The organism is Protaetiibacter intestinalis, assembly GCF_003627075.1.
GTDB lineage: Bacteria > Actinomycetota > Actinomycetes > Actinomycetales > Microbacteriaceae > Homoserinibacter > Homoserinibacter intestinalis.
In genome coordinates, this window is sequence record NZ_CP032630.1 from 1117623 (window position 1) to 1139562 (window position 21940).

A 21940-nucleotide genomic window follows, 5' to 3' on the forward strand; every position below is an offset into this window, starting at 1 on the left:
TGGTCCTTTCGGGTCACGAGGTGCAGGTCACGATGAGGCCGTCGATGGACGAGAAGGTGCCGTAGGCCGCCACCTGGAACGACCACGTGTACTTGAAGGTGAGGGGGTCGAAGAGGACGAGGGTCGTGTACACCACGATCTGCCCCGTCGCCGAGGAACTCACCGTCGGGACGGGGGTGGTCGTCGGGCACAGGCCCGAGTAGAAGGTGATGTCGAACGGCGCGCCGAACTTCGCGGGTGTGATCGCGGCCTGCGGGCCGCACTGGGTCGGATCGGTCTGGAGGCAGTAGGCAACGGCGTAGGTCGAGTACTTCGACTTGTCGATCTGGAACGACGGGCCGGGAGTGCCGTCACGGTAGTAGACGATCGTGAAGTCGGTGGGCGCGGGCGCGATGACGGGTGCCGTGTCCAGCGAGTCCCACGCCATGTACCCGCCGAGCGCGGGGCTGCCGTCCACCGTGTAGCTGAGCGTGCCGGTGGGGGCGGGCGGCGGGACGTAGCTGATCTTGTCCACGACATCCGACCGCATGACGCCGAAGCCGAAGGTCGCGCACACGAAGAAGTGGTAGTCGGTGAACTTCTTGAGTCCGGTGAAGTGGCCGTCGTCGTTGCTGCGGTCGTCGCCGCCGTTCGGGCCCGTGACGTGTCCGTGCGAGTCGAGCGAGCAACCGCCGTCGCCCGTCGTCGCGAAGAACCGCTGTTCGCGCGGCCTCGACGAGCCGTTGGCATCCGGATCCGCGATCGTCACCGTCGCGGTCGTCGAACTCGTGATGGTCACGGCCGGGCCCGAGGGGTAGATGGGCAGACCGGCGGGCGTCACGGTGACCGACTTCGAGGAGCCCTCGCCGCCGCTGCCGGTGGGCGGCTCGAACTTGCTCACCGGGATGACGGTGACCGAGACGGGCGCGCCGGCCGGCAGCGTGATCGTCGCCGTCGTCGTCGCCCCGGAACGCGGCACGGTCGTGTGGGTGTTGTCGATGCGGAAGGAGAGCGCGTCGTCGCCGGCCTTGATCTTCAGCTGGACGACGCCCTCGGTCGCCGAGGTCTTCTCGCCGTCGTACACGGGCTCGGCCGTGAGCTGGTCGATCTTGGGCGCCGCGTAGGCCCACGTCGTGTGCACCGTCGTGCCCGCCGACTCGCCGACGGTGTTGACGGCGCGGGCGCTGTAGCCGTGCGGCTGCCCGTTCTGCAGTCCGTTCATCGTGCAGCGGTACGCGGCGGGGCCCGCGGGCGTGCACACGGTGGCGACCTTCGCGTTGCCCTCGTAGAGCGCGACCGCGGTGAGCGCCGGGTGGGCGGATGCGGCGTCGCCGAGCGCGACCTCGACGGTCACGCTCGTGGCCGTGTAGGCGACCGTCGTGACGGTCTGCGGGGTGGCGGGGTAGCCCTGCAGGTCGAGGGTGAGCTCGCCCGTCCCGGGGCGGCCCTGCGCATCCTTCACGGTGAAGACGGCCGTGCAGCTGCCCCCGAGGGGCTTCGGTCCGGGCGGCCAGTTCGCCGTGATCTGGTCACCGGATGCCGTGAAGCTCGCGACCGCGCAGTCCGGTGCCGACACGCCCGTGAGCGTGAGCCCGGCGCCCGTGCTGCCGGCGAAGGGGTCGTACTCGCCGGCACCCGGCACGCCGATGACCTTCGTCGTGCAGGCGCCGCCCGTGACGCTGCACTGGGTGCTCAGCACGGCGCCCTTCGGGCTGTCGGGCGCGGCGATGCCGACGACGGCCGTGATGGTCGCGGTCAGCACGTCCTGCCCGACGAGCGAGACGACGAAGGCGACCCGGGTGCCGGGCGGCGCGTCCGCCCGCGCCTCGATCGTGACGTTGCGGCCCGACTGGGTCAGCACGAACGCGGAGCCGCCCGAGGTCACCTTGTACTGCAGCGCCGCGGCATCTCCGACCCGGCCGCCCTCCCAGGTGGTGAGGTTCTCGTACAGGTCGATGCTCTCGCTCTCGCCCGGCGCGATCGTGCGGGTGATCGAGTTGAGGAGCGGCTGCGGGTCGCCCGGCGCGATGAGGATCGGCACCGCGACGACGCTCCACGCCGACTGCCCGGCGACGCGCACGTACACGGCGCAGGTGTCGGTCCACGGTGCGTCGCGGCCGGCCCGATAGCTCGCGTGCGTCGCGTCCACCCGCGTGCACGAGGAGCCGGGCCGCTGCACGGGGAAGTCGCCCTCGCGCAGCTCGATCTGATCGGCGGGGTCGATGCGCAGCGCGGTCGGCACGTCGAAGCTGCGCTCGTCCTCCTCGTCCACCTGCACGGGGTCGACGCCCGGCGCGAGCTCGACGCGCATGTCGTCGAACGCCGGGATGCGCAGGAAGCCGTAGGCGACGACCGGCTGCCCCTCCGGGTCGGTGCCGTCGAGCCGGAACGGCACGAGGTCGCCGCCCGCGGGCGCACGCCCCGAGATCGACCATCCGTTCACCGTGTACTCGTCGTCCTCGTCCCAGAGCGACAGGGTGAGACCGGAGGGATCGCCCGTCGCCCAGGTGACCTTGCCGCTCACGACGTCGATGCCGCGGGCGAGCTGGTTGCGGGTCGTGAGGTCGACGACGGTGTCCGCGACGACGGGACGGTCGGGCGGCGCGCCCTCCGACACCGTCACGACGATGAGCCCCTGCGCCGTGCTCGAGGTCGCCGAGGACTGCACGGTGTAGATGTACGAGTGGGTGCCGACGACGTCCCCGGCGAGCAGTGACACGACGCCGTCCTCGAGCGAGGTGTCGGAGCCGATGAGACCCTCGAGCCGCGCGTACTCGATGCCGTCGCCCGTCGTGGGCGCGTTCGGCACGAGGTCGACGAGGCTCAGCGCGCCCTGCGCGGGGTCGCGGTCGTTGAGCAGCGGCAGCACCGTGAGCGGCGTCGTCGAGCCGACCCGCACCCGCAGGTGCTCGCTGAAGGTCACCGGGGTCACATCCGCCACGTCCTCGTCGAGCACCCCCACCTGCACGGTGCCCGTGGCGGTCTGCCCCTCGCTGTCGCGCACCGTGTAGCCGAACTCGACCTGCCCGTCGCGCACCCCGGCGGCGGGGGCGCGGTAGACGATGGATGCGCCGGACGCGGCGACCGTCGCGACGCCCTGCCCGCCCCCGGGCTGCGCGACGTCGACGAGCGTCACGACGTCGCCGTCCGGGTCGATCCCGTAGCGGTCCACGGGGATGTCGACCGTGCCGCCCGCGAGCACGCGCGCCACGAGCAGGCGCGGCTCGGGCGCCTTGTTCTGACCCTCGGCGAGCACCGTCACGTCGAGTCGGGCGGTCGCGAGGGTTCCGGGCGAGGACTCGAGGTAGCTGCTGTAGCTCACGGTGTAGACGCCGGGCTCGTCCGGGGCGAGGTACCGGACGGTGCTGCCGGCGGCGAAGACGAGCTCCCCCGGCGTGCCCGATCCGGTCACGTCCGGGTAGAGGGCGAGCCGCTCGCCGCGCGGACCGATGTCGTTGGCCAGCACGGGCACGTCGATGAGGGCGCCCGCGCGCACCGTGACGGCGTCGTCGACGGCGATCGGGGCGACGTCGTGCGCGGGCGCCACGAGGAAGACGGTCAGCGTGCCCTCCGCGAAGGCACCCGCCCCGTCGGTGACCTGGTAGCGGATCGTGCCGATCGGCCCCGGCTGCCCGTCCTGCGTCGACCCGCGGACGCGCACGTAGCTCTGGCCGACGACGCCCGCCGTGAGCTCGGGGGTGTCGGACTCGGCCGTCGCCACGATGAGCACGCGGCCGCTCGTGTTCTGCACGGCGTCGAGCACGCCCACCGTGGCATCCTCGCCCGCCCGCACGAACGCCGTCAGCGGCGGCACCGCGAGCGGCAGCGCACCGGGGATCGCCGTGAACCGCAGCACGGCGCTGCGCTCGGCGAGCGTGCCGGTGTCCTGCACCGTGACCGACACCGCGTACTCGCCCTCGGCGCTCGCCTCGACGCTCACCGTGCCGTCGGCCGTGTTGGCCTCGAGCGCGAGGCCGCCGGCGCGCGTCGAGGAGTCGGCGGCGTCGAGCAGCCGGTACGACCCCGAGCCGCCGCTCACCAGGCTCACGACGTCAACGACCGTGCGGGAACCCACCCGCGCGATATATGCCCCCGGACGCATGCTGAGCGTCGGGGCCGAGCTCACCGAGAGCTCGAGATCCTTCTCGGCCGTCGCGCCGCGTGCATCCATCACGACGACCGTGACGGTCACGAGCTGGGCGCCCGCGTTCGGGTCGGTGTGGCGGATCGCGAGGCGGCCGTCCGCGGTGGGCATCGCGCTCACCGGGGCGGTGGGGTCGGCCACCCGCACGTCGGAGAGCACGAAGGGGTCGCCCTCGGGATCGACCCAGCCGTCGAGCACGGGCACCGTGATCGTGCCGCCCGCCGCGAGCTGCGGCGTCGGCCAGTCCTGGGTGCAGTGCGCCACACCGCACCACACGGGTGCCGACTGGGCGTCGTCGGCGACGACCGTCAGCGTCACCGTGGTCGGCGGCGAGACGGCGAGACCGTCGGTCACCGCGTAGCCGAAGGTCGTGCTGCCCGCCGTCGCGCGCACCCGGATGGCGAGCGCCTGCCCGCCGCTCGTGAGCACGAGGTCGCCGAAGGAGGGGTCGGCGAGCCCTGCCGCGAGGGAGTCGGCCGAGATCGACAGCACATCCGACCGGTTCGGGTCGTGGTCGTTGAACAGCACGGGCAGCGCGACGAGCGCGCCCGCGCGCACCCCGAAGGAGTCGGGCTCGGCGGTCGGCGGCAGCTGCTCGGAGGCGTCGTCGACCGTCACCTCCCCCTCGGAGACGTCGCTCACCTCGTCGTCGGCCCAGGCCACCGTGGGGATGAGCTCGCCCGAGGGCACGAGCCAGACGAGCCCCGAGCTCGTCTCGTTGAGCACCATCCGGTCGCCGTTGCCGCGCAGCACCGGCTGCAGGGTGACGACCGCGTCGAGCGCGTCGGCCTCGGTCTCGAGGCGGATCGACTCCCCGGTGTCGGAGGACCACAGGGTGCCCGTGTCGGTCGAGAGCCACGCCGCGTAGACGACCCCGTCGAGCTCGGCCGGCGCCGCGGGCACCCCGGAGGCCTCGACGCGCCGGTCGGCCGCGCCCGAGTCGAGGTCGACCGCCACGAGGCCCTGGTCGTCGGCGACGAACACCGTCGAGCCCGTCCCGCTCGAGGCCTGCAGGAGGGCCGAGCCGTCGACGTCGACGGTGATCGGGGCGTCGCGACCCTGCACCCAGAGCTGCCCCGAGTCCGGCGCGAACAGCACCCAGCGCCCGCCGACGAGCGCCATCGCCAGGCCGTCGTCGTCCGCGGGAGCCTCCGGCACCGTCGCCGCGTCGCCCGCGAACGCGCCCGAGCGGCCGTCCCAGCGGCGCACGGCCCCCTCCTCCGCGGAGTACAGCACGACGTCGCCCGCCTCGTCGATCGCCCCGGCATCCGCCGCGTACACCGGCCGGGTCTCGCCCTCCTCGAGCTGGAGGTCGGCGTAGGGGTCGAGCACGCGGAACGCCACCGCCGCACCCGGGTCGGCGAGCTCCGAGAGGTAGGCGGGGCCCCCTCCGGTGAGGGCGAGCAGCTGCGACCCGCCCGCGAGCACCGCGGTCGTCCCGGACGGCGTGGGCTGGGCGCGGGCGACCGGGTCGTTCCCCGAGGCGCCGCCCTCGTCGACCACGAGGTCGGCGGGCGAGGCCGGGTCGATCGACCAGTACTGGCGGTTGCCCTGCCCGAACACGAGCCCCGCGGGGCCGGACTGCACGAGCCCGCTCGGGTCGTCGACCTTGCGGATGGTGTCAAGCTCGCCCAGCTCGGTGTCGAGTCGCGCGTACTCGCCGGCGGCACGCGTGACCCACACCGAGGTCTCGACGTGCGGCACCTCGCGCGAGTCGTAGCCGGGCGCCGCGATCGCGAACCCCGCCACGACGCCCACGACCGCCAGCCCGGCGACGACGGGCACCCCCGGATGACGCAGCAGCCGGGGCGCGGGCATCTCAGATCACCCCGACCGCGAGCAGCACCGCGACGACGGCGCCCACCAGCACGACCGCCCCCACGGCCAGCCCGACCACGAGTCCAATAGGCCGGCGAGCCGACGCCCGGCGCGTGGCGGCGTCCGGGTCTCGACCGCTCGCGGCGGCGGCGCGTGCCGCCCGACGCGAGTCGGGGTTGACGGTCGTGATGACGGGGCCGCGCGGCGCCCCGGCCGACGCCGCCGAGACGCCCGCACCGAGCCCGCCCGCGATCTCGATGGGCGAGGGCACCTGGCCGAGCTCGTACTGCAGCCAGCGCAGCTTCTCGGCGAGCGCCGCCATCGACTCGGGACGCTTCGACGGATCCTTCGCCATCGTCGACCGCAGCAGCTCCTCGACCGCGGGCGGCACATCCGCCCGGCCGAGCTCCGTGTAGTGCGCCCGGATGATGCGCGAGATCATCGCGTCGCGGGTGTTCTTGGTCTTGTCGTCGGAGGCGAAGGGGCTGCGCCCAGCGAGCAGCGTGTAGAGCGTCGCCCCGAGCGACCACACCTCGCTCGCGACGGTGCCGGAGGTCGAGCCGCTCACCACCTCGGGCGCGCTCCACGGCACCGACATCGCGAACGACTCGTCGCCGTCGTCGGCCGCCGAGAGCGACGCCGCGATGCCGAAGTCGGCGAGCACGGGCGTGCCGAGGCTCGCGATGAGCACGTTCGTGGGCTTCACGTCGCGGTGCAGCACGCCCGCGCGGTGCGCCGTCTCGAGTGCGCTCGCCATCCGCACCCCCACGTCGAGCGTCTCGGCGAGCGAGGCCGGCGCCTGCTTGTAGCGCACCCCGTAGGAGTCGGGGCAGAACTCGGTCGCGAGGTACGGGCGGCCGTCGGCGGAGATGCTCGCCTGGTAGATCGTGAGGATCGACGGATGCGCCGAGAGCCGCGCCATGACGTCCGCCTCGGCGGCGAACGAGCTCAGCACCTCGGGATTCAGCGCATCCGCGAGCAGCACCTTGACCGCGACGACCCGCCGCGGCATCTCCTGCTCGTAGAGGAACACGTCGGCGAAACCGCCCGAGCCGAGCGGGCGCACGTAGCTGAACCCGGGGAGCACGGGCGGGGTCGCTGCAGAGCGTCGATTCATGACGGCCGGAATCTCGTGGTGGTGGTGGGGGTAGCTACGGGTGACGCCGGGTGTGGCGCCGATGCTACTCCGCGCGGCGCGAGGGCGATAGCGAGCGCCTTGCTTGGAGTTCGCTGAATCCATTGCGGTGGCGGGGACCGCGGGTCTACCCTGACGGCGTCTGCTCTCGGCGATGCGGTACCACCACGAAATCCCCCTCCGCTTCCAGCCTTTCGGATCGGTATTCGGCGTGCCCGCGTTCGCAACGCACCTCCGCACCAGCACCCCCCACATCCCACCGAGCCACGAGGAATGAGCGCATGGCCAACGTCATCTCAGCCGAAGAAGGAGCCCTGCGTCGCGGGGCCCAGGCTGTCAACACCGCGAAAGCGGGCATCGATCAAGAAGCGAAGAAGGTGCGCGGCGAGATCGACCAGCTGCGCGGCTTCTGGTCCGGCTCGGCCGCCACGGCCTTCACCGGACTCATGAACAGCTGGGACGAGAAGGCCCGCAACCTCAACGAGGTGCTCGTCACCCTCGAGGCGGCCCTGTCCGGCACCGAACGCGACCAGGCTGCCTCCGAGGAGCAGCACCAGCAGACGATCTCGGGCCTCGGCTCGCTGATGAGCTAGGAGAACATCATGAGCATGCAGTCGATGTCGGTCGACCCGGCACAGGTATCCGCTCTCGCCGCCCAGATCCGCAACGGCGCCTCGGGCATCAAGAGCCAGCTCGACACGCTCGAGTCCGAGGTCGGCAAGCTCCGCGCATCCTGGAGCGGCGAGGCGCAGACCTCGTACGACCAGGCGCAGGCGAAGTGGACGAAGTCGCTCGGCGAGATGCAGCAGCTGCTCGAGCAGATCGCGTCGAAGACCGACGAGATCTCGTCGCAGTACACCCAGACCGACAAGTCCGCCGCGGGACGCTTCGCCCTCTGACGGTCGAATCGCGTCGCCGCCCGTGACCGGGCGAAGGGAGGGATCGTGACCAGCTCACGAACCATCAGCGTCGAGGATCCGGATGCCGTCAAGCGCGCCATGCAGCGGCTGGTCGACCTGGTCGACCAGCTGCCGTCGCGCGACGAGGTGAGCCGGATAGGGGGCACGCAGAGCTACTACGGCATGAACTACAGTCAGCCGCTCTGGAGCCGCGCCTTCGAGATGGCGTCCGTCACGGACCAGCTCGCGCAGCGCATCCGCGACCTCGCGTCGCAGGTCGACACGGCGATCGACACCCTCGTGAAGACGGATCAGGAGGCCGACGCGCAGGCGCGCCGGATCACCTCCGATCTCGGCACGGGCGGAGGCGTCTGACATGGGCCAGTGGGCGGATGAACTCGAGCGGGTCGTCTCCGACGGTCCGTTCACCTGGGATGCACTCGACGCGCTCGAGCCGCTGTTCGAGGAGCTCGCCGAGCAGCTGGGCGACTTCGCGTCGGAGCCCGGCTGGACGGGGCAGTCGGCGCTGCAGGCGGCGCAGTACGCGGCGACGCTGCGCGCCGACATCCTGCGGGCGCAGCTCGCCGCCGAGCAGGCGCGTCGCGGACTCGACTGGGCCAACCAGGCGTGGGGTCGCGTGTACCAGAAGTACCAGGAGTTCGACGAGGTGAACCAGGACATCGTCGGCCGGGTCGCGGCGGGGGTCGCCACGCTGGGTCTCAGCGAGGCGTGGAACGCCCTGTTCGGCGAGGACGACGACGACCGCGGCGAGGAGGGCCTCAAGCAGTTCGAGCGCGACCTGGCACCGGTCGGCAACCAGTCCAAGCCCATGGACACCGACTTCGACTCGGGCATCATCGACGTCGGCACGCCACCCCCGGCTCCCTGGCAGGACACCACCCCGCCGGACTGGGCCGGCGGACTCGACCCGGATGCGACCCCCGGATCCGGCGGGCTCGCCTTCGACGGCGGCGCCGCGATCGGCGGCGCGGGCGGTGTCGGCGGCGCGAGCTTCGGCGCGGGCGGCGCGGGCGGCCTCGCCGGCGGTGTCGGCGGAGTCGGCGGTGCGGGCCTCGGCGCGGGAGGCACCGGAGCGCTCGGCGGCGCGGGCGGTGTGCTCGGCGCGGGCGGCGCGGCCGCGGGCGGCGCCGCGGGCATGCTCGGCGCCGGAGGCTCCGCGGGCATGAGCGGCATGATGGGCGGCGGCATGATGGGCGGCGCCGAGGGGGAGAGCGACTCGGGCCCGACGGGCCTCGGCCTCCAGGCGCCCGAACTCGAAGAAGACGAAGACGCCGCCCCGCGCTCCGCGGGGGCCGGCGCCGGCGGGCGTCATCGCACGCGCCCGGACGGCGAGTAGGAGGACGGTCATGCCGCAGAAGATCGCCATCGAGGAGGGCGTGCTCGAGGAGCTCGCCCAGTTCTTCGAGAGCCAGCAGCAGGTCATGCAGAAGACGCGCTCGTACCTCGAGGAGCACGGGCACATCGACTGGAAGGACTTCGGCCTGCTGCTGCTCATCGTCTTCCCGATCTACGAGATCAGCTGGAAGCTCGCGATCAGCGGATTCGGCATCGGCGCCAACCTGGTCGAGAAGCGCCGCGACCTCGTCAAGAAGTACGCGGACGAGGTGAAGCAGCTCGAGGAGTCCCACCACGACCTGATCCGCGGGATGCTGCAGGCGCTCGAGAACTCGGGCAAGGGGTTCGGCGGCGCGGGCGGAGCGGCCGCAGGGGCGGCCGCGGGCGCCGTGCACCACGCCGTCCCCGTGCCCCCGCCCGACTTCACCCACCAGGAGCGCGAGTACCCGACCCCGCCGCCGAACGTCGGGACGTCGCCCGGGGGCTACGCGCCTCCGCCCCCCGTCTCCGAGGTGCCGCCACCCCCTCCGCCGCCGCTGCACGAGGTGTTCGCGCCCCCGCCGCCCCCGCCGGTCATCGGGCCGCCGCCGATCGAGGCGGTGCTCGCTCCCCCGCCCCCGATCGACCACGCGGTGTGGCTCGATCGCGCCGCCGCCGATCCGCTCGGCCGCAGCCCCGAGCTGCTGAAGTCCCTCTGGCAGGCACGCACCCCGGTGTCGTTCGACTTCGGCTCGATCGCGCAACTCGTGGGTGCGACCCCCGTCGCGGCCCTGCCCCAGATCGGCAACCTCATCGACTCGTCCATCTTCAGCCAGGTGTCGGCCGCGGCACTCGGTGCGATCTCCCGCTGATCGGAGCACCCCATGAGCATCTCCGCCTCCGTCGACGCCGGATCGTTCCTCGTCGCCCCGAGCACCAAGGGCGCGGGCCTGACCCTCGAGCAGCTGCGCTCCGAGGCCGGCATCATCGTGTCGACCATCGACTCCGCGATCCAGGGCATCACGGGGTTCTCGATCCTGCAGGAGTGGATCGCCAAGCCGCTCGCGGGCGACTGGGATGCCTTCGCCCGCGGGGCGAACGCCTGGAACAACTCGTGCAAGGCGGTGGGCGGCGTCGCCCAGAACATGCTCGCCGTCGGCCCCCAGATCGGCTTCCGCTGGCAGGGCGAGGGCGCGGCGACGTTCATCTCCAGCCAGGTCAAGGTGGCGGGTGCGCTCATGCTCTTCCCGCCGCTCGGGATGGCGATGGAGGCGGCATGCGAGGGCCTGACGCAGCTCTCGGGCTACCTCGCGAAGATGATCATGGCCGCCATCAAGGAGCTCAGCTACAAGGTCGCGGGCATGCTCGCCGCCGCGGCGACCATCATCGGCGCCGTGAGCGTGCCGGGGTGGGTCGCCTCGATCGCCCAGGGTGTGGTCGCCTGGACCAAGCGCATCAAAGAGGGCATCGAGAAGTTCAAGCAGATGGTCGAGATGGTCAAGAAGATCGTCGACCAGGTGAAGTCGGCCGTGCAGAAGATCCAGCAGGTGCTCCAGGCCGCGCAGGCCGGGCTCAACGCGGTGGGACTCGGCGGCGTCGGGTCGGTCGTCGGGGGGATGGCCCAGGCGGCGGGCACCGCAGCGGGCGCCGCGGGAAGCGCCCAGAGCGGTCTCGGCAGGATCCAGGACGCCGCGACCCAGGCGCAGCACGGCGCATCCCAGGTCCAGAAGGGCGCCGGGGCGTTCACCTGACCCGGCCGTGATCGAACCCGACAGCGACGAAGGAGACCCAGATGGATGAGGACGAGTTCGACCTCGAGGCCACCCTGGCGGAGATGAACGCCGCCATGGCGGAGATCGACGCGTGGACCAAGGAGGGCGAGGCCGCGTTCGCCGCCGAACGCGCCGGGCTCGACAAGGCCCTCGCCGAGGTCGAGGAGGCGCGTCGCTCCGGCTCGGAGGGCCGGGACTGGCAGGTGCTGCAGCAGCGCATCGACATGCGCGAGACCACCCTCGACGACATCGTCGGCGGCATCGACCAGTCCGACGAGGCCGTCGCGGTGCGCGCGAAGATGAGCGCCGCGATCCCCGAGCTGCGTCAGAACTACGCCGACGTGCTCGACGACCCCGAGCAGAGCCCGGAGCGCGCCGAGGCGGAGGCGGCTCGCGCCGAGCTGCAGAAGTCGCTCGAGGAGTTCGACGAGCTCCTGCGCGACCTCTGAGATCCCGCACGACATGACGACCGAGGCACCCGAGCGTCGGCGCATCGTCGTGCTCGCCCCCGGTCGGCGACTCGACGTGCAGCTGGCCCCCCAGCTGACGGTGCGGCAGTGCCTCGACGACCTCGGCTATCCCCTCGGCCCCGGCCGGGTCGTGCTCGACCAGCACGGCCGCCCGGTGCCCTCCGGCACTCCCGTGTCGGAGCTGCTCGACGGCACGCTGCTGGCGATCGTCGACCCGGACGCGCCCGACGACGTCGACCTCTCGCAGCGGCCCACGGGCACCGAGGCCGCCCCCATCCCCGGTGCCGGAGCGATCCTGCCGCTGCTCGCGGTGGGCGCGCTCGCCGCCGGCCTCGGCCTCGTCACCGAGGTGGACGAGCGGCTGCGCCTCGCGTGCGCGGCGCTCGCGGGGGTGCTCGCGATCGCGAGCGGCATCCTGTGGGTGCGTCGCGCGGTCGGCGACCGCACGCGCGACGCCGTGCTCGTCTTCGGCCCGCTCGCCCTCGCCTGGGCGGCGGGCTTCCTGCTCGTGCCCCGCGACGCGGAGGCCGCGGCGCAGCTCGCGACCGTGATCGCGCTCGGGGCCGTCGCGGTCGTCGTCGCCCTCATGCTCGTGAGCTCGCGCGGCACGCGGCTGCGCGGGGCCCTCGCGACCCTGCTCGTGCTCGTGCTGCTCACCGGCGGGGTGTGGCTGCTCGGCCTGTTCATCGGCCTCGACGTCGCCGCGAGCGCCGCCCTGTGCCTCGGGATCGTGCCCGTCGCGCTCCGGATCCTGCCGACGACCCTGCTGGGGGTCGAGCCCGGCTACTTCATCGAGTTCGAGCACTTCCTCACCAACCGCTGGACCGTGCGCGGCTCGATCCCGAGCTCGCCCGGCTCCGTGCGCATCGACGAGCTGCGGCCCGCCGTGGAGGCGGCATCCGCCCAGCTCGCGGTCGGCACGGTCGCGCTCTGCCTGCTCGCCGTGGTCTCGGCGCCGTTCGCGGTCGGGGTGTTCGACGCCGCGAGCCCCCTCGCGCTCGGCGGGGCGATCGGCCTGTGGTGCACGGTCGTGGTCGCGCTCCTCACGATCCCGCGGGCCAGCGGCACGCTCATCGGCCGGTGGTGCCCGCGCGTCGCGGCCGGGGTCGTCGCGCTCGTGGCGGTTCCCGTGCTGGTCCAGGCCGATCCGACGGCCCGCACGATCGTCGCGACGGTCGCCCTCCTGGTGGCGGTCGTGGTCGCCTACCTGCTCATCCCGATCGCGCGCGGGTCCCGCTCGCTCGCCGTCTCGCGGATCGCGGATGCGCTGCAGGGTCTCGCGGTGGCGCTCTCGCTGCCGGCCGCCCTGCTCGCCGCCGACATCCCGGAGCTCGTGCGGAGGCTGATGTCCTGATGGCGGGAGCGAGTCCCTTCGGGGCCACCACGTGCTGGAACTGCGGCCAGGCCATGCGGCTCGGCGCCGAGCGCTGCCTGTACTGCGGCGTGACGCTGGCCGCGGGACCCGCGGGCGGCGCGCCCGCGGCTGCGGCGGAGGTGGCCGCCGCAAGCCCCGCGCCGCCCGCGCCGGTCGCCGCCCCGGCACCCGCCGCATCCGCCCCGCAGGCCGGGGCGCCGCTCATCTCCGTCGGGGCGCCCATCGTCGTCGCCCCGCGGGTGCGGCAGGCGCCCACCCCGCTGCCGTCGGAGTTCGCCGGCACGGTCGCGGGCGTCGGACGCCAGCTGCTCGCCTGGGCGATCGACGTGCTCGCCGCGGTGGGACTCGCCGCGGGCGTCGGGCTGCTCACCGGCAGCCTCGTCTTCGCCGTCGTCGCGCTCGTCGAGGCCGCCGTGCTGCTGTGGGTGATCGAGGCGCGCACCGGCGCGACGCTCGGCAACCTGCTGCTGCGGGTGCGCGCCTCGCGCGACGAGGCACCCCTCTCGCCGGGCGCCGCCCGGGCGGGCGCCTGGCGCCTCACGGTGCTCGCCGGCGCGCTCGTGGGGCTCGTGGTGGGCGGGGCCGTCGTGGTCGCATCCGGCTTCGCCGACGGATCCGGTCAGCACCGCAGCTGGGCCGACCGCCTCGCGGGAACCCGGCGCGTGGTGCCGCTGCCGCGGGCTGCCCGGCAGGCCGCATCCGTCGCTGCGCCGCCCGTGACCACGGTGTCGGCGCCGACGATGGTCGCGCCGGCGGTGCTGCTCGCCGACGACCTCGAGATCTCGGCCGACCGCACCGACGCCCCGCCCGCCGTGGCGGGGGTCGCGCCCCTCGTCCCCCCCGCGGCGGTGCCGCTCGTCGCCGACCCCGCGACCGCGGTCGCCCCCGTCGCCGAGGAGGCGCCCGAGGTGCTCGCGGGTGTCGTCGCGCCCGACCTCGAGGCGGCGAGCGGGGTCGAGTCGACCGTCGTGACGGTGCTGCCGAGCGGCGTCTCGACCCTGCTGCTCGTCTTCGACACGGGCCAGCGCGAGCGCGTGCCGACACCCGCCGCCATCAACCTGGGGCGCGCCCCGACCGGCACCGAGCCGGGCGACCGCGCGATCAAGGTGCAGGACCCGGAGTCGACGGTCTCCAAGAGCCACGTGCGCATCGAGCACTCGCGCGGCCAGACCTGGGTGGTCGACCTCGGCTCGACCAACGGCACCACCCTGCTCGGCGACGACGGCACGACCACCCGCCTCCAGAAGGGCGAACGGCGCGAACTGGAGGAGGGCGCCCGCGTGCGCATCGGCAACCGCACCTTCACCGTCAACCTCATCCTGGGCGGTGAGGGCTGATGGCCGGCAACCGGCTCGCGCCGCCGCGGCTGCCGAGCGGCAAGGTGCAGGTGCAACCGCCGCCCACCATCCAGCCCGCCGACGGCGGGGGACTCATCCAGACCCTGCTGCCCGCGCTCGGCTCGCTCGGCGCGATCATCATGGTCGTCACGACGAACGCCGGTCCCACGGGCCTGCTCACCGGCGGCATGTTCCTCATCTCCTCGCTCGGCTTCGTGGGGGTCAACGGCTGGCGGCAACGCTCGCAGCGCAACGCGCAGATCCTCACGGCGCGCCGCGACTACCTGCGCTACATCTCCGAGCTGCGCGAGACGGTGCGCGTGGCCGGACGCCAACAGCGCCGGCACACCAACTGGATGAACCCGGCGCCCGACACCCTCACCTACCTCGCCGAGGACCGCACGCGCGTCTGGGAGCGCTCGCCCTCGGACGCCGACTTCCTCTCGGTGCGGCTCGGCACCTCCGACCAGCCGCTGTGCATCCAACTCGAGGCGCCGCCGCTGCCCGACCTCACCCAGCTCGACCCGGTGGCGGCCTCCTCGGCCCACCGCTTCATGCTCGCGCACGAGGTCGAGCGCGAACTGCCCCTCGCCTACGGGCTGCGGAGCTACTCGCGCGTCGAACTGCTCGGCGACGAGGAGCACGTGCGCGCGATGGCGCGCGCGATGATCAGCTCGATCGCGACACTGCACCACCCCGAGGCGGTGCAGCTCGTGGTCGTCTCCGAGCCCGCCACCCTCGACCGCTGGGAGTGGGTGAAGTGGCTGCCGCACGCGCACTCGCGCGTCGCCTCGGATGCCATCGGCCCGGCCCGCCTCATCGGCTCGGAGTGGGCGGAACTGCTCGGGATGCTGCCCGCCGACCTGCGCGAGCGGCCGCGCTTCGCCGCCGACAGCGCCCCCCTGCTGCCGCACCTCGTCGTCGTGACCGACGGCGCCCGCATCCCCCCGGGCGACCCGATCCTCGGCCCCGACGGCATGGTCGGGGTCACCGTCATCGACCTGCCCGCCACCTGGGGCGAGCTCGAGAGCCCGCAGGTGCTGCGGGTGCTCGCCGAGGAGGGCGAGGTGCTCACGACCACCTCGCGCGTCACGCAGGTCGCCTTCGACACCCTGAGCGTCGCCGAGGCGGAGGCGACCGCACGCCGGCTCATGCCGCTCTACGCGGGCCCGGCATCCGGGGCGCCCGGCCAGGCCGCCGCCACGACCACCCAGCTCGAGCTCGTCGACCTGCTCGGGCTGCCCGACGTGCGCGACATCGACTTCAGCCTCGCCTGGCAGCCGCGCCTCGAACGCGACCGGCTGCGGGTGCCGATCGGCCAGTCGCCCGACGGCGGACCCGTCGTGCTCGACATCAAGGAGGCCGCCCAGCAGGGCATGGGCCCGCACGGTCTCATCATCGGCGCCACCGGATCCGGCAAGTCGGAGGTGCTGCGCACCATGGTGCTCGCCCTCGCCCTCACCCACTCGCCCGAGCAGCTCAACTTCGTGCTCGTCGACTTCAAGGGCGGCGCGACCTTCGCCGGCATGTCCGAGATGCCGCACGTCTCGGCCATCATCACCAACCTCGGCGAGGAGCTCACGCTCGTCGACCGCATGCAGGACGCCCTGCAGGGCGAGGTGACCCGCCGCCAGGAGCTGCTGCGCGCGGCCGGCAACTTCGCCAACGTGAGCGACTACGAGAAGGCCCGCCGCGGCGGCCGCACCGACCTCGCCCCGCTGCCCGCGCTGCTCATCGTGGCCGACGAGTTCTCCGAGATGCTCACCGCGAAGCCCGAGTTCGCCGACACCTTCGTCATGATCGGCCGCGTGGGCCGCTCGCTGCAGGTGCACCTGCTGCTGTCGTCGCAGCGCCTCGAGGAGGGCAAGCTGCGCGGGCTCGACACGCACCTCTCCTACCGCATCGGTCTGCGCACCTTCTCGGCCGCCGAGTCCCGCACCGTGCTGGGCGTGCCCGACGCGTTCACGCTGCCGTCGATCCCCGGCGTCGGCTACCTCAAGTTCACGACCGACTCGATGACCCAGTTCCGCGCCGCCTACGTCTCCGCACCTCCCCCGCGACGCAAGCGTCAGGCCGCCGCGGCGGGCGGGGCGACCGCCGCGAGCGCCGAGATCGAGCTGTTCCGGGCGGCCCCCGTCATCCGCACCGTCGAGGAGGAGGACTCGGCGCCCGTGCCGACGGCGGGCCCCGCCGAGCCGGAGGAGAAGCGCAACACCTTCGAGATCGCCGTCGAGCGGATGAGCGGGCTGGGGCCGATGGCGCACCGGGTCTGGCTCCCGCCGCTCGAGGTGCCGCCGAGCCTCGACGAGCTCATGCCCGACCTCGCCGAGGATCCGCAGCTCGGTCTCGTGTCGCCCCGCTGGCGCGCGGTCGGCAACCTCACCATCCCGCTCGGCATCACCGACATCCCCCTCGAACAGCGCCGCGAGAGCTTCGCGATCTCGCTCGGCGGGGCGGGCGGCCACATGGCGATCGTGGGCGCGCCGCTGTCGGGCAAGTCGACGCTCGCGCGCACGGTGGTCGTGTCGCTCGCGCTCACCATGACGCCGCGCGAGGTGCAGTTCTACATCGCCGACTTCGGCGGCGGCACCTTCGCGGGCCTCACCGGCTTCCCGCACATCGCGGGCGTCGCCACGCGCTCCGAACCGGATGTCGTGCGCCGGATGATCTCCGAGATCACCGGCATCGTGGACGCGCGCGAGCAGTACTTCCGCGTCAACAACATCGACTCGATCGACACCTACCGGATGCGCCGCGCCGAGGGTCGGGTCGACGACGGGTACGGCGACGTGTTCCTCGTCGTCGACGGCTGGGCGACGCTGCGCGCCGAGTTCGAGGCGTACGAGCCCGCCATCCAGGCGCTCGCGGCGCGCGGCCTCACCTACGGCATCCACGTGGTCATCACGGCGGCGCGCTGGATGGAGATCCGCGCGAGCCTCAAGGACCTCATCGGCACGCGCGTCGAGCTGCGACTCGGCGACGCGAGCGACTCCGAGGTGGATCGCAAGGTCGCGGCCGCCGTGCCGACCCGCCCCGGCCGGGGCCTCGACCCCCGCAGGCTGCACATGATCACGGCCCTGCCGCGGGTGGACGGCTCGGGCGACCCGACGACCCTCGCGAACGGCGTCGAGGAGCTCGTCGCGCGCGCGAACGCGGCCTGGACCGGCACGCCCGGCCCGAAGCTGCGCCTGCTGCCCGAGCTCATCACCCTCGACGAGGTGCGCGCCGCGGCCCCCGCGACGGAGGCGAAGACCGCGTGGCTGGGCGTCGACGAGGCATCCATCGCCCCCTTCGGGCTCGACCTGCACGCCGAGCCGCACCTCTATCTCTACGGGGATGCCGATTCCGGCAAGTCGTCGATGCTGCGCGGCTTCGTCTCCGAGATCGTGCGCCAGTACGGGCCGAAGGAGGCGAAGATCTTCGTCGTCGACTACCGGCGCTCGCTGCTCGGCGAGATCCCCGAGACGCACCTCGGCGCCTACCTCACCTCGCACGAGCAGGCGACGGGCGGCATGGCCGAGCTCGCCGCGTTCTTCCAGAGCCGGATGCCGGGACCGGAGGTCACGGCCGAGCAGTTGCGCACGCGCAGCTGGTGGACGGGCGCCGAGGGCTTCGTGCTCGTCGACGACTACGACCTCGTGTCGACCTCGCAGGGCAACCCGGTGGCGGCCCTCGCGCCGCTGCTCGCCCAGGCGGCCGACGTGGGGCTGCACCTCATCGTGACGCGGCGCACGGGCGGTGCGAGCCGGGCGGCCTACGACGCCGTCATCCAGCGCTTCACCGACCTGGGCGTCACCGGCATCCTGCTCTCGGGCAACCCCGAGGAGGGTCAGCTGATCGGCAAGGTCAAGCCGCAGCTCGCGAACCCCGGCCGCGCGCAGATCGTGAGCCGGGATCGCGGGGTGTTCGCGGGCCAGCTGGCCTACTCGCCGCCGACCCAGGAGTGAAACCCGAAAGACCGCTGTAAGTTGCACATCGGTGTGCACTTTAGGTGTATCGTCGCGACGTGACCCCGACAGACACCCCCGTCGCCCCCGCGCCCGCAGCCACCAGCCGCCGACGCGACGCCGAGAACAACCGCCTCGCGCTGCTCGCCGCCGCCGGCACCGTGCTCAACCGCGACCCCGACGCCTCCCTCGACGCCATCGCCGCCGAGGCCGGCCTCAGCCGACGCGCCCTCTACGGGCACTTCGCGACACGCGACGACCTCATCCACTCGCTGCTCGCCCACCGCGTGAGCCGACTGCTCGCCGCCGTCGAACAGGTCGAGCACCCCGACACCCCGACCCTGCTCGCCCTCATCGGCGTCGTCATGTGGCGCGAGGTCGAGGCCGTGCGCGTCATGGCCCAGTTCACGGTGCGCGGCAGCCACCAGCGCGAACTCGCCTACGCCCTCACCCCGCTGCGCGACCGCGTGCGGCACGCCGTCGCCGTCGGGGCGGCGACCGGCCGCATCCGCGACGACATCGACCCGCCGATCCTCGCCCGCCTCGTCGAGGGTGCCGTGCTCTCGGTGCTCGACGAGGCCACCCGCTCGGCCATCGACGTGCCCACCGGCGACCGCCTCGTCGCCCTCTCCGTGCTCGGGATGCTCGGCTTCGGCGCCGCCGAGGCGCACGCCCTCATCGACGCCACCCCGGAGCTGCGCTCATGAGGATCAGCCTCACCGGCGTCGACAAGGGCAGCGCCCTCCCGCCCACGACCCTCAGCTACGGCACCGGCGAGCTCGTACTCGCCGAGGCCGAGACCGCCGAACGCCCCACCGTGCTCGGCCTCATCGCGAGCGGCCGCATGCGGCCCGCGCACGGCGAGGTGCGCATCGACGGCGCGGACGACACCCGCCGCATCCGCCGCGAGATCGCCCTCGTCGACGCGCCCGCCGTGAGCGAACCCCCGCCCGGCGTCACCCTCGCGGGCGTCGCCGCCGAGGAGCTCATGTTCGCGGGGCGCTGGGCGTCGGCGAAGGCCGCCCTCGCGATCCTCGAGGAGCTCGGCGCCGCCGCAGACGCGGGCACCCGGATGGCCGACCTCGCCCCCGCGACCCGCGTGCGCGTGCTCGCCGAACTGGCACTGCTGCGCCCCGGCGTGCGGGGCCTCGTCGTCGTCTCCCCCGATCGGCACGGCGGCGAACCCGCCCACTGGCAGGCCGCCCTCGCCGAGCTCGCCGAGCGCGAGCTCGCGGTGCTCGCCGTCATCGGCCGGCCCGCGATGGCCGCCCTCAACCCCTGGAGCGCCGCATGAGGATCCGTGCCATGATCCAGGCCGAGCTGCGTCGGCTCACCGCCACCCCCATGGCGATCGTCGCGCTGCTGGCCCTCTGCACCGTGCCCGTGCTGTACGGCGGGCTGTACCTGTGGGCCAACCAGGACCCGTACGACCGCTTCGACCGCATCCCCGTCGCGCTCGTCGTCGAGGACGAGGGCGGCGAGCAGGACGGCGAGCACCTCGTGGTGGGCGACGACGTCGCCCGCGAACTGCTCGAGGACGGCACCTTCGACTGGCACGAGGTGACCGCCGAGGAGGCGGCCGAGGGGCTCGCCGCGGCGCGCTACGACTTCGCCGTCACGATCCCCGCCGACTTCACGGATGCGCTGCTCTCGGTGGCGGGCGACACCCCGCGGCAGGCCCAGCTCGAACTCGCCACGAACGACGCCGGCAGCTACCTCGCCACCTCGATCGGCAAGCAGGCGGCGGCCACGCTGCTCGCGAAGATCACCGAGCAGGTGGTCGAGCAGGCCGCGCAACAGCTGCTCGACGGCATCTCCGACATCCGCGCGGGGCTCGTCGACGCCGCCGACGGGGCGACGCAGCTCGCCGACGGGGCGGACGCCGCCTCCGCGGGCGCCGCCACGCTCGCCGACGGCACGGCGCAGCTCGCCGCAGGCGCCGCGCAGGTGGCCGACGGGAACGCGCAGCTCGCGGCGAAGGCCGACCAGCTCGGCGCCGCGGCGGCCGAGGCCGACGCGAAGCTGCCCGAGGCGCGCGCCGCGATCGCACAGGCGCTCGCCGACCAGGGCCTCGACCAGGACGACATCGACGCGGTGCTCGCGAAGCTCGACCCCGTGGCATCCGCCCTCGACCGCGCCAACACGAAGGTGCAGTCGACGGTCGGGCAGATCGACGAGCTCGCCGCCGGGGCACGGCAGCTCTCCGACGGCGCCGCGGCGGCGGCATCCGGTGCCGCGACCCTCGCCGACGGGGTGGCCCAGCTCGACGACGGCACCGCGCAGCTGCGCGACGGCCTCGAGGACGCCCTCACCTCGATCCCCGACACGGATGCCGCCACGCGCGCCGCGCAGGCAGCCGTGATCGCCGACCCCGTCGAGCTCGAGACCTCGAACGTCGCGAGCGCCGACAGCTACGGCGCGGGCCTCGCCCCGTTCTTCGCCGCGCTCGCCGGCTGGATCGGCATGTACGCGCTGTTCCTCATCGTGAAGCCCGTGTCGCGGCGCGCCATCACGGCACTGCACTCGCCGATCAAGATCACGGTCGCGGGGTGGCTCACCCCCGGCATCCTCGGGGTGCTGCAGATGGGCGCGCTGTTCCTCGTGCTCGCGGTGGCGCTCGGCTTCTCGATGGCGATCCCCTGGGGCGTGTTCGGGATGATGGCGCTCGCCGTGCTGTGCTTCGCGGCCATCATCCTCGCGCTCAACGTCTGGCTCGGCTCGGTGGGGCAGTTCCTGGGGCTCGTGCTCATGGTGCTGCAGCTCGTGACCGCGGGCGGCACCTTCCCGTGGCAGACGCTGCCCGCGCCGCTCGCCGCGCTGCACCACGTGCTGCCGATGGGCTACGCCGTCGACGGCATCCGGCAGTTCATGTACGGCGGCGACGTCGGCCGGGCGGGCCTCGACGCGCTCGTGCTCGTGGCCTGGATGCTCGGCGCGCTCGTGCTGGCCGCCGTCGGCGTGACCCGCATGACCCACTTCCGCACGCTGCGCGACCTGGAGCCCAGCCTCATCGGCTGACGTCCCCGAAAGTACGTACTTTTGGGCCCCGCCCCCGGCGTGTCGCCCCAAAAGTACGTACTTTCACGGATGGGCGTGCTGGCGGATCCACTCATGCATGACGATCGCGGCGGCGGCCGCGGCGTTGATGGAGCGGGTGGAGCCGAACTGGCGGATCTCGACGTGCGCGTCCGCGGCGGCGAGCGCGGCATCCGTGAGCCCCGGACCCTCCTGCCCGAACAGCAGGACGCAGCGCTCCGGCAGCGGGTAGGCGTCGACCGGCACGGCCCCCTCGGTGTTGTCGACCGCGACGATCGGCAGCCCGCGCTCGCGCGCCCAGGCGACGAGGTCGTCGATGCTCGGATGCTGCACGAGGTGCTGGTAGCGGTCGGTCACCATCGCGCCGCGGCGGTTCCAGCGGCGGTTCCCGACGATGTGCACGGCCTCGGCCGTGAAGGCGTTCGCCGTGCGCACGATCGAGCCGATGTTGAGGTCGTGCTGCCAGTTCTCGATCGCGACGTGGAAGGGATGCCGCAACGTGTCGAGCTCGGCGACGATCGCCTCCAGCCGCCAGTAGCGGAACCGGTCGACGACGTTGCGCGCATCCCCGTGCTCGAGCAGCTCGGGGTCGTAGCGCGGGTCGCTCGGCCACGCCGCGCGCCCGCCCGGCCACGGGCCCACCCCGACCGGCGCGCGATCCGACTCGTCCACGTCCCCGAGAGTACGTACTTT

16 protein-coding genes are annotated in these 21940 nt (G+C 73.3%); 13 read left to right on the forward strand and 3 right to left on the reverse strand.

Annotated elements, in window-relative coordinates; translation table 11 throughout:
* Positions 1 to 13 precede the first annotated feature (13 nt).
* Entirely contained in the window at positions 14 to 5941 is a 5928-nt protein-coding gene (locus D7I47_RS14730) for an Ig-like domain-containing protein (protein ID WP_157981644.1), read from the reverse strand.
* A 1-nt stretch (position 5942) separates the two neighbouring features.
* A complete protein-coding gene (locus D7I47_RS05395) occupies positions 5943 to 7058 on the reverse strand; it encodes a serine/threonine-protein kinase (protein WP_170154364.1) in 1116 nt (371 codons plus the stop codon).
* Between the two features lie 299 nt (positions 7059 to 7357).
* Here D7I47_RS05395 and D7I47_RS05400 point away from each other — a divergent pair, with 299 nt between their 5' ends.
* Genes D7I47_RS05400 through D7I47_RS05460 form a run of 13 tightly spaced genes read left to right on the forward strand, consistent with a single transcriptional unit; the run spans position 7358 to position 21229 of the window.
* On the forward strand, positions 7358 to 7669 hold the full coding sequence (locus tag D7I47_RS05400) for a WXG100 family type VII secretion target (protein WP_120762092.1): 312 nt from the start codon (positions 7358 to 7360) through the stop codon (positions 7667 to 7669).
* A 9-nt stretch (positions 7670 to 7678) separates the two neighbouring features.
* Entirely contained in the window at positions 7679 to 7975 is a 297-nt protein-coding gene (locus D7I47_RS05405) for a WXG100 family type VII secretion target (protein WP_227000881.1), read from the forward strand.
* 45 nt (positions 7976 to 8020) lie between these two features.
* Complete coding sequence (locus tag D7I47_RS05410) at positions 8021 to 8350, forward strand: hypothetical protein (RefSeq protein WP_120762093.1); 330 nt, start codon at positions 8021 to 8023, stop codon at positions 8348 to 8350.
* A gap of 1 nt (position 8351) precedes the next feature.
* Positions 8352 to 9332 (forward strand): hypothetical protein, encoded by a 981-nt coding sequence (locus tag D7I47_RS15025; protein WP_120762094.1) that lies wholly within the window; start codon positions 8352 to 8354, stop codon positions 9330 to 9332.
* Between the two features lie 10 nt (positions 9333 to 9342).
* A complete protein-coding gene (locus tag D7I47_RS05420; RefSeq protein WP_120762095.1) occupies positions 9343 to 10182 on the forward strand; it encodes a hypothetical protein in 840 nt (279 codons plus the stop codon).
* Positions 10183 to 10194: 12 nt separating this feature from the next.
* Entirely contained in the window at positions 10195 to 11061 is an 867-nt protein-coding gene (locus D7I47_RS05425; RefSeq protein ID WP_120762096.1) for a hypothetical protein, read from the forward strand.
* Positions 11062 to 11102: 41 nt separating this feature from the next.
* Positions 11103 to 11531: a hypothetical protein gene (locus D7I47_RS05430; RefSeq protein WP_120762097.1), complete on the forward strand. Its 429-nt coding sequence runs from the start codon at positions 11103 to 11105 to the stop codon at positions 11529 to 11531.
* Positions 11532 to 11544: 13 nt separating this feature from the next.
* Positions 11545 to 12906 (forward strand): hypothetical protein, encoded by a 1362-nt coding sequence (locus D7I47_RS05435; RefSeq protein WP_120762098.1) that lies wholly within the window; start codon positions 11545 to 11547, stop codon positions 12904 to 12906.
* On the forward strand, positions 12906 to 14264 hold the full coding sequence (locus D7I47_RS05440) for an FHA domain-containing protein (RefSeq protein WP_120762099.1): 1359 nt from the start codon (positions 12906 to 12908) through the stop codon (positions 14262 to 14264). Before D7I47_RS05435 ends, D7I47_RS05440 begins: the two co-directional genes overlap by 1 nt.
* The gene (eccCa, locus tag D7I47_RS05445; protein WP_120762100.1) at positions 14264 to 18211 is read left to right on the forward strand and encodes a type VII secretion protein EccCa; all 3948 of its coding nucleotides are present in this window, start codon (positions 14264 to 14266) and stop codon (positions 18209 to 18211) included. Before D7I47_RS05440 ends, eccCa begins: the two co-directional genes overlap by 1 nt.
* Positions 18212 to 18270: 59 nt before the next feature.
* The gene (locus D7I47_RS05450; RefSeq protein WP_120762101.1) at positions 18271 to 18918 is read left to right on the forward strand and encodes a TetR/AcrR family transcriptional regulator; all 648 of its coding nucleotides are present in this window, start codon (positions 18271 to 18273) and stop codon (positions 18916 to 18918) included.
* Complete coding sequence (locus D7I47_RS05455; protein WP_120762102.1) at positions 18915 to 19505, forward strand: hypothetical protein; 591 nt, start codon at positions 18915 to 18917, stop codon at positions 19503 to 19505. Before D7I47_RS05450 ends, D7I47_RS05455 begins: the two co-directional genes overlap by 4 nt.
* Positions 19502 to 21229, forward strand: coding sequence for a YhgE/Pip domain-containing protein (locus D7I47_RS05460; RefSeq protein WP_120762103.1), 1728 nt, complete (start codon positions 19502 to 19504; stop codon positions 21227 to 21229). Before D7I47_RS05455 ends, D7I47_RS05460 begins: the two co-directional genes overlap by 4 nt.
* Positions 21230 to 21292: 63 nt before the next feature.
* Here D7I47_RS05460 and D7I47_RS05465 read toward each other — a convergent pair whose 3' ends face one another.
* Positions 21293 to 21919: a TrmH family RNA methyltransferase gene (locus D7I47_RS05465; RefSeq protein WP_120762104.1), complete on the reverse strand. Its 627-nt coding sequence runs from the start codon at positions 21917 to 21919 to the stop codon at positions 21293 to 21295.
* Positions 21920 to 21940 lie beyond the last annotated feature (21 nt).

What these genes read in the sequence shown, in the direction of transcription:
- D7I47_RS14730 (WP_157981644.1), bottom strand. Translation starts at nt 5,941, where the DNA reads ATGCCCGCGCCCCGGCTGCTGCGTCATCCGGGGGTGCCCGTCGTCGCC.
- D7I47_RS05395 (WP_170154364.1), bottom strand. Translation starts at nt 7,058, where the DNA reads ATGAATCGACGCTCTGCAGCGACCCCGCCCGTGCTCCCCGGGTTCAGC.
- D7I47_RS05400 (WP_120762092.1), top strand. Translation starts at nt 7,358, where the DNA reads ATGGCCAACGTCATCTCAGCCGAAGAAGGAGCCCTGCGTCGCGGGGCC.
- D7I47_RS05405 (WP_227000881.1), top strand. Translation starts at nt 7,679, where the DNA reads ATGAGCATGCAGTCGATGTCGGTCGACCCGGCACAGGTATCCGCTCTC.
- D7I47_RS15025 (WP_120762094.1), top strand. Translation starts at nt 8,352, where the DNA reads ATGGGCCAGTGGGCGGATGAACTCGAGCGGGTCGTCTCCGACGGTCCG.
- D7I47_RS05420 (WP_120762095.1), top strand. Translation starts at nt 9,343, where the DNA reads ATGCCGCAGAAGATCGCCATCGAGGAGGGCGTGCTCGAGGAGCTCGCC.
- D7I47_RS05425 (WP_120762096.1), top strand. Translation starts at nt 10,195, where the DNA reads ATGAGCATCTCCGCCTCCGTCGACGCCGGATCGTTCCTCGTCGCCCCG.
- D7I47_RS05430 (WP_120762097.1), top strand. Translation starts at nt 11,103, where the DNA reads ATGGATGAGGACGAGTTCGACCTCGAGGCCACCCTGGCGGAGATGAAC.
- D7I47_RS05435 (WP_120762098.1), top strand. Translation starts at nt 11,545, where the DNA reads ATGACGACCGAGGCACCCGAGCGTCGGCGCATCGTCGTGCTCGCCCCC.
- D7I47_RS05440 (WP_120762099.1), top strand. Translation starts at nt 12,906, where the DNA reads ATGGCGGGAGCGAGTCCCTTCGGGGCCACCACGTGCTGGAACTGCGGC.
- eccCa (WP_120762100.1), top strand. Translation starts at nt 14,264, where the DNA reads ATGGCCGGCAACCGGCTCGCGCCGCCGCGGCTGCCGAGCGGCAAGGTG.
- D7I47_RS05455 (WP_120762102.1), top strand. Translation starts at nt 18,915, where the DNA reads ATGAGGATCAGCCTCACCGGCGTCGACAAGGGCAGCGCCCTCCCGCCC.
- D7I47_RS05460 (WP_120762103.1), top strand. Translation starts at nt 19,502, where the DNA reads ATGAGGATCCGTGCCATGATCCAGGCCGAGCTGCGTCGGCTCACCGCC.